General features: G+C 67.4%; 5 protein-coding genes, 1 rRNA gene and 1 pseudogene. 6 read left to right on the top strand and 1 reads right to left on the bottom strand.

Translation table 11 applies throughout. From position 1 onward, the window contains the following. Window positions 1–35: 35 nt before the first annotated feature. Window positions 36–1,552 (top strand): 16S ribosomal RNA (locus BLP62_RS13090). A gap of 117 nt (window positions 1,553–1,669) precedes the next feature. Here the strand turns inward: BLP62_RS13090 and BLP62_RS14475 are convergent. Further along, on the bottom strand, window positions 1,670–1,792 hold the full coding sequence (locus tag BLP62_RS14475; protein ID WP_277621441.1) for a hypothetical protein: 123 nt from the start codon (window positions 1,790–1,792) through the stop codon (window positions 1,670–1,672). Window positions 1,793–1,809: 17 nt separating this feature from the next. On the opposite strand from BLP62_RS14475, the gene pyrF reads away from it, so the two are divergent. The 5 genes and pseudogenes from pyrF to BLP62_RS13065 form a co-directional block, all read left to right on the top strand. Beyond that, complete coding sequence (gene pyrF, locus BLP62_RS13085) at window positions 1,810–2,583, top strand: orotidine-5'-phosphate decarboxylase (RefSeq protein WP_093008719.1); 774 nt, start codon at window positions 1,810–1,812, stop codon at window positions 2,581–2,583. Between the two features lie 5 nt (window positions 2,584–2,588). Then, the gene (gene pyrE / locus BLP62_RS13080; RefSeq protein ID WP_093008718.1) at window positions 2,589–3,140 is read left to right on the top strand and encodes an orotate phosphoribosyltransferase; all 552 of its coding nucleotides are present in this window, start codon (window positions 2,589–2,591) and stop codon (window positions 3,138–3,140) included. Window position 3,141: 1 nt separating this feature from the next. Further along, a complete protein-coding gene (locus BLP62_RS13075; protein ID WP_093008717.1) occupies window positions 3,142–4,146 on the top strand; it encodes a hypothetical protein in 1,005 nt (334 codons plus the stop codon). Further along, a complete protein-coding gene (locus BLP62_RS13070) occupies window positions 4,143–5,111 on the top strand; it encodes an NAD(P)H-dependent glycerol-3-phosphate dehydrogenase (RefSeq protein ID WP_093008716.1) in 969 nt (322 codons plus the stop codon). The genes BLP62_RS13075 and BLP62_RS13070 overlap by 4 nt, the downstream gene beginning before the upstream one ends. 322 nt (window positions 5,112–5,433) lie before the next feature. Further along, a pseudogene (locus tag BLP62_RS13065) lies at window positions 5,434–5,826 on the top strand (IS200/IS605 family accessory protein TnpB-related protein); the annotation flags it as partial.

Here is a 5,826-nt window from a genome sequence, read left to right as displayed (position 1 = left end):
CCAAACGCAAGCACCCAACGCCTTTTAGGCGTTTTTCTTTGGAGAGTTTGATCCTGGCTCAGGGTGAACGCTGGCGGCGTGCCTAAGACATGCAAGTCGTGCGGGCCGTGGGGATTCTCACGGTCAGCGGCGGACGGGTGAGTAACGCGTGGGTGACCTACCCGGAAGAGGGGGACAACCCGGGGAAACCCGGGCTAATCCCCCATGTGGACGCGCTCTTTGGGGTGTGTTCAAAGGGGTCATACCCGCTTCCGGATGGGCCCGCGTCCCATCAGCTAGTTGGTGGGGTAAAGGCCCACCAAGGCGACGACGGGTAGCCGGTCTGAGAGGATGGCCGGCCACAGGGGCACTGAGACACGGGCCCCACTCCTACGGGAGGCAGCAGTTAGGAATCTTCCGCAATGGGCGCAAGCCTGACGGAGCGACGCCGCTTGGAGGAGGAAGCCCTTCGGGGTGTAAACTCCTGAACCCGGGACGAAATCCCTGATGAGGGGGCTGACGGTACCGGGGTAATAGCGCCGGCCAACTCCGTGCCAGCAGCCGCGGTAATACGGAGGGCGCGAGCGTTACCCGGATTTACTGGGCGTAAAGGGCGTGTAGGCGGCCTGGGGCGTCCCATGTGAAAGACCACGGCTCAACCGTGGGGGAGCGTGGGATACGCTCAGGCTAGACGGTGGGAGAGGGTGGTGGAATTCCCGGAGTAGCGGTGAAATGCGCAGATACCGGGAGGAACGCCGATGGCGAAGGCAGCCACCTGGTCCACTTGTGACGCTGAGGCGCGAAAGCGTGGGGAGCAAACCGGATTAGATACCCGGGTAGTCCACGCCCTAAACGATGCGCGCTAGGTCTCTGGGTTTGCTGGGGGCCGAAGCCAACGCGTTAAGCGCGCCGCCTGGGGAGTACGGCCGCAAGGCTGAAACTCAAAGGAATTGACGGGGGCCCGCACAAGCGGTGGAGCATGTGGTTTAATTCGAAGCAACGCGAAGAACCTTACCAGGCCTTGACATGCTAGGGGACCTAGGTGAAAGCCTGGGGTGCCCTGCGAGGGGAGCCCTAGCACAGGTGCTGCATGGCCGTCGTCAGCTCGTGTCGTGAGATGTTGGGTTAAGTCCCGCAACGAGCGCAACCCCTGCCGTTAGTTGCCAGCGGTTTAGCCGGGCACTCTAACGGGACTGCCTGCGAAAGCGGGAGGAAGGCGGGGACGACGTCTGGTCAGCATGGCCCTTACGGCCTGGGCGACACACGTGCTACAATGCCCACTACAGAGCGATGCGACCTGGTGACGGGGAGCGAATCGCAAAAAGGTGGGCGTAGTTCGGATTGGGGTCTGCAACCCGACCCCATGAAGCCGGAATCGCTAGTAATCGCGGATCAGCCATGCCGCGGTGAATACGTTCCCGGGCCTTGTACACACCGCCCGTCACGCCATGGGAGCGGGTTCTACCCGAAGTCGCCGGGAGCCTTAGGGCAGGCGCCGAGGGTAGGGCCCGTGACTGGGGCGAAGTCGTAACAAGGTAGCTGTACCGGAAGGTGCGGCTGGATCACCTCCTTTCTAAGGAGCTAAAGGGCCGTTCCCGCGCTTTCAAGGTCCCCCCTCCAACCGAGCGAACCCCCCCGTCAGGGGGGGTTTTCTTTAGGCACCCCGCCGAGGTCGGCGGGGTGCGCTCTTTTAAAATCCGCGGACGTTGAGGAAGGACTCGAGGTGGGGGTGGCCGGAGGTGTTGGTCCAGCCCGCGGTGCTTTCGGCGTTTTGCAGGAGGGCCTGGGTCCTCTTGGGCGTTTGGGGCGTCAACCCCTATAGTGAAGCCCATGGACTTCCTGGAGGCCCTTTCCCGCCCCCCCTTGGTCCTCGGCGTGGACCCTAGGCCCAAGCTCCACGGCCCCGAGCCCCTGGCCCACATCCGCCGCTACACCCTGGACCTCCTCGAGGCCCTGGCCCCGCGCCTGGCGGCGGCCAAGTTCCAGCTCGCCTTCTTTGAGGCCTTGGGCCCTGAGGGGATGGCGCTCCTATGGGAGCTCGCCAGCGCCTCCCGGGTCATGGGGCTTCCCGTGATCTTTGACGGGAAGCGGGGGGACATCGGCTCCACCGCCGAGGCCTACGCCCGGGCCTACCTGGAGGCCTTCCCGGGAAGCGCCCTCACCGTGAACCCGTACCTAGGCCTGGACGCCCTCAAGCCCTTCTTCCAGGCGGCCTCCCGCACGGGGGGCGGGGTCTTCGTCCTAGCGAAGACCTCTAACCCCGGCTCCGGCTTTCTCCAGGACCTCCCCGTGGAGGGGAAGCCCCTCTACCTCCACCTGGCCGAGGCCCTGGAGCGGGAGGGGGAAGGGTACCGGGAGGGCCCCTGGAGCCGGGTGGGGATGGTGGTGGGGGCCACCTACCCGGAGGCCGTGGCCGGGGTGCGGGAGGTGGCCCCCCACGCCCCCCTCCTCCTCCCCGGCGTGGGGGCCCAGGGGGGAAGGCCCCTCAAGGGGGCGGGGCTTCTCCTCGCCGCGAGCCGGGCCCTCTACTACCCCGAGGGAAGGCCGGACCTAAAGGCCGCCCTGGAGGCGGCGGAGGCCCTCTTCGGGGCTTTGGTAGAGTAGGGGGGATGGACGTCCTGGAGCTTTACCGGAGGACGGGGGCTCTTCTGGAGGGCCACTTCCTCCTGAGGTCGGGCCTCCACTCCCCCCTCTTTTTGCAGTCGGCGGCCCTCCTCCAGCACCCCCTCTACGCCGAGGCGGTGGGGGAGGCCCTGGCCAAGCTCTTTGAGGAGGAGAGGGTGGACTTCGTCATCGCCCCCGCCATCGGGGGCGTGGTCCTCTCCTTCGTGGTGGCCAAGGCCCTCGGGGCCCGGGCCCTCTTCGCCGAGAAGGACGGAGGGGGAGGGATGGTCATCCGGAAAGGGCTCACGGTGAACCCGGGGGACCGCTTCCTGGCGGTGGAGGACGTGGTGACCACCGGGGAAAGCGTCCGCAAGGCCATCCGGGCGGCGGAGGCCTTGGGCGGGGTGCTGGTGGGCGTGGGGGCCATCGTGGACCGAAGCAAGGGGAGGGTGGACTTCGGGGTGCCCTTCCGGGCCCTCCTCGCCCTGGAAGTTCCCCAGTATCCCGAGGAGGCCTGCCCCCTCTGCCGGGAGGGGGTGTCCTTGGAGGAGGTCTAGGGTGCGCTTCCTTGGCCTTCTCCTTCTCGCCCTCTTTTCCCCGGCCCTGGCAGGCCCGGAGGAGGCGGCCAAGGAGGCCGTGGCCCGCTGGCTTAGGGGGGAGCTCTCCCCGAGGCTAGAGGAGCTTTTCCAGGCCTCCCCCGAGGAGGCCTCGAGGCTCCTTGAGCGCTACGCCCTCTTTCCTCCCCCTCCCGAGGGGCTTTCCGTGAACCTCCAGGCCCCGAAGGTGGAGGGAAACCGGGTCTTCTTCCCGGCGGCCCTGGGGGAGGAGGTGGGGGAGGTGGTGGTGGTCCTGGAAGGGGGAGAGGCCAGGCGGGTCTACTTCCGCCCCGAGGGGCTTGGGGTGCCCGCCTACCTCCTCACGCCCCTCGCGGGGTGGGGGTTTTTCCTCCTCTCCCTCTTTTGGGCCTTCCTCCTCCTCAGGCCCTCCCCCTTCCGGGCGTGGCTTCTTGAGGCCTGGGCCTTGGTCTCGGCCCACAGGGGCCTTTACCTCTTCACCAACCTCTTCCTCTACGGCCTCTTCGCCCTGGGGAGCCTTCTCGCCTACGCCATGCCCGAGCTCGCCCGGGCGGTGCAGGTCTTCTTCGGGGGCGCCTTAGAGGCCATCGGCCTCCGGGAGGCGGTGGGTAAGGGCGTTTTGGTCCTCGCCGGGGTCATCTTCCACTGGAATTTCAGCCAGGGGCTTTTCCTCACGGGGCTCCTTCCCGCCTTGCTCTTTGGGGTCCCTGTGCTCCTTCTCAACGCCCTTCGCTACTTCGCCTTCGGCTTCGCCCTCTCCCCGGCCCTTCTGGGAAGCGCCTTCCTCTTCCACCTGCCCACCCTGGTCCTGGAACTTCAGGCCTACATCTTGGTGACCTTTGGGGGGCTCGTGCTCCTGGCGAAGACCCTCCGGAGGGAAGGGTACAGGTCGGGGCTTAGGGGGCTTCTCCTCGCCTTCTACCTGGGGGCGCTTTTCCTCCTCGCCGCCGCCTGGTACGAGGCCTGGGAGGTGGCCTTCCTCCTATGAGGGTGGCGGTCCTAGGGGCGGGGGCTTGGGGGACGGCCCTGGCCGTGCTCCTCTCCAGCAAAGGGGTTCCCACGGCCCTCTGGGCCCGGCGGAGGGAGCAGGCGGAGGCCCTGAAGGCCATGCGGGAGAACCGGGACTACCTCCCGGGGGTGGCCCTTCCCGCCTACCTCTACCCCACCCACGACCCCGAGGAGGCCCTGGAGGGGGCGGAGCTCGCCGTGGTGGCGGTGCCCTCCAAGGCCCTCCGGGAGACCCTGGCCGGCCTTCCCCCGGCCCCCTGGTACGTCTCCGCCACCAAGGGCCTCTTTTACGAGGAGGAGGGGGTCCGGACGCCCGCGGAGGTGGTGGAGGCCCTGACCCAAAGGCCCGCCGTGGCCCTTTCCGGGCCCAACCACGCCGAGGAGGTGGCCCGCTTCCTCCCCACGGCGAGCGTGGCCGCGGGGCCGGAAGACCTCGCCCGGCGGGTCCAGGCCCTCTTCTCCGGGCCCACCTTCCGGGTCTACACCGGCCGGGACCGGCGGGGGGTGGAGCTCGGGGGGGCGGTGAAGAACGTCCTGGCCCTGGCGGCGGGCATGGTGGACGGGCTTAGGCTTGGGGACAACGCCAAGGCCGCCCTCCTCACCCGGGGCCTTAAGGAGATGGTCCGCTTCGGCACCGCCCTTGGGGGAGAGGAGGCCACCTTCTACGGGCTTGCGGGCCTTGGGGACCTCCTGGCCACGGCCTACAGCCCCCTTTCGCGAAACCGCGGGGCGGGGGAGCGGCTCGTGCGGGGGGAGGCCCGGGAGCGTCTGGAGGACCGGGGGGTGGTGGAGGGGCTCTACGCGGTGAAGGCCATGGTGGCCTGGGGGAAGGCCTGGGGCGTGGAGCTTCCCATCGCCGAGGCGGTCCACGGGGTGGCCTACGAGGGCCTGGACCCGCTGGCGGCCCTCAGGGCCCTCATGGCCCGGGAGCCCAAGGAGGAGTGATACCACCCCATGCTGGCCCAAGCCGGCATGGGGGCCCCGGCAAAGGGTCCTCGAGGGGCGGGCTAAGTGGCTGCACGTTGATTTCGCAACACGGGTCGCCCGAAATAAGGCTTGGGAAGGTCCTTTTGGGGCCCCCACCGCGGCGAAAGCCGCGGTGGGGTACTTAGGCGAAGGGAGCGAAAGAGGAGGTGCAAACAGTTGAAAAATAACGCACCTCACTTCACCCTGACGCTCAAACGCTTCCGCTTCTCAGGGCTTCAATCTAGTGAACTTCCCCAATGCAAAGCCCACAGGCCGGTATACTCCCTCACAGGAGGCCCAGGTGAAGGCCAAGCCTAAAGCCGCGCGGGAGCGCGCCAAAAAGAAGGCGAAGGCCTTCACCGGAGTCCAAGCGCTTCTCGTCTTCCCTTCCGAAGAAGACCGCAAGGCCACCCTGGACCTCATGCGCCGCTTCTCCGCCGCCGTGCGCTACGCCTACAACCGCCTCCTGGAAGGTCAAACCAGGGAGGAGCTCAAACGGGCAGACGGTTTCCTCTGCACCTCCTTCCGCCTCAACACCCGCTACGCCGACGACGCGATCCTGAAGGCCCAGGCTGTCCTGGACTCCGCCAGGGAGAGAGGAGAGAACCCCCGGAAGGTGGTCTTCGGGGGGAGAAAGCTCTTCCAACAGCTCAAGCGCAGACACCTCTCGGGTAAGCCTCTGAAGGAGCTCAAG

The sequence above is a fragment of the Thermus arciformis genome (genome assembly GCF_900102145.1).
In the GTDB taxonomy this organism is placed as follows: domain Bacteria; phylum Deinococcota; class Deinococci; order Deinococcales; family Thermaceae; genus Thermus; species Thermus arciformis.
This window is presented reverse-complemented; position numbering and strand designations above follow the sequence as displayed.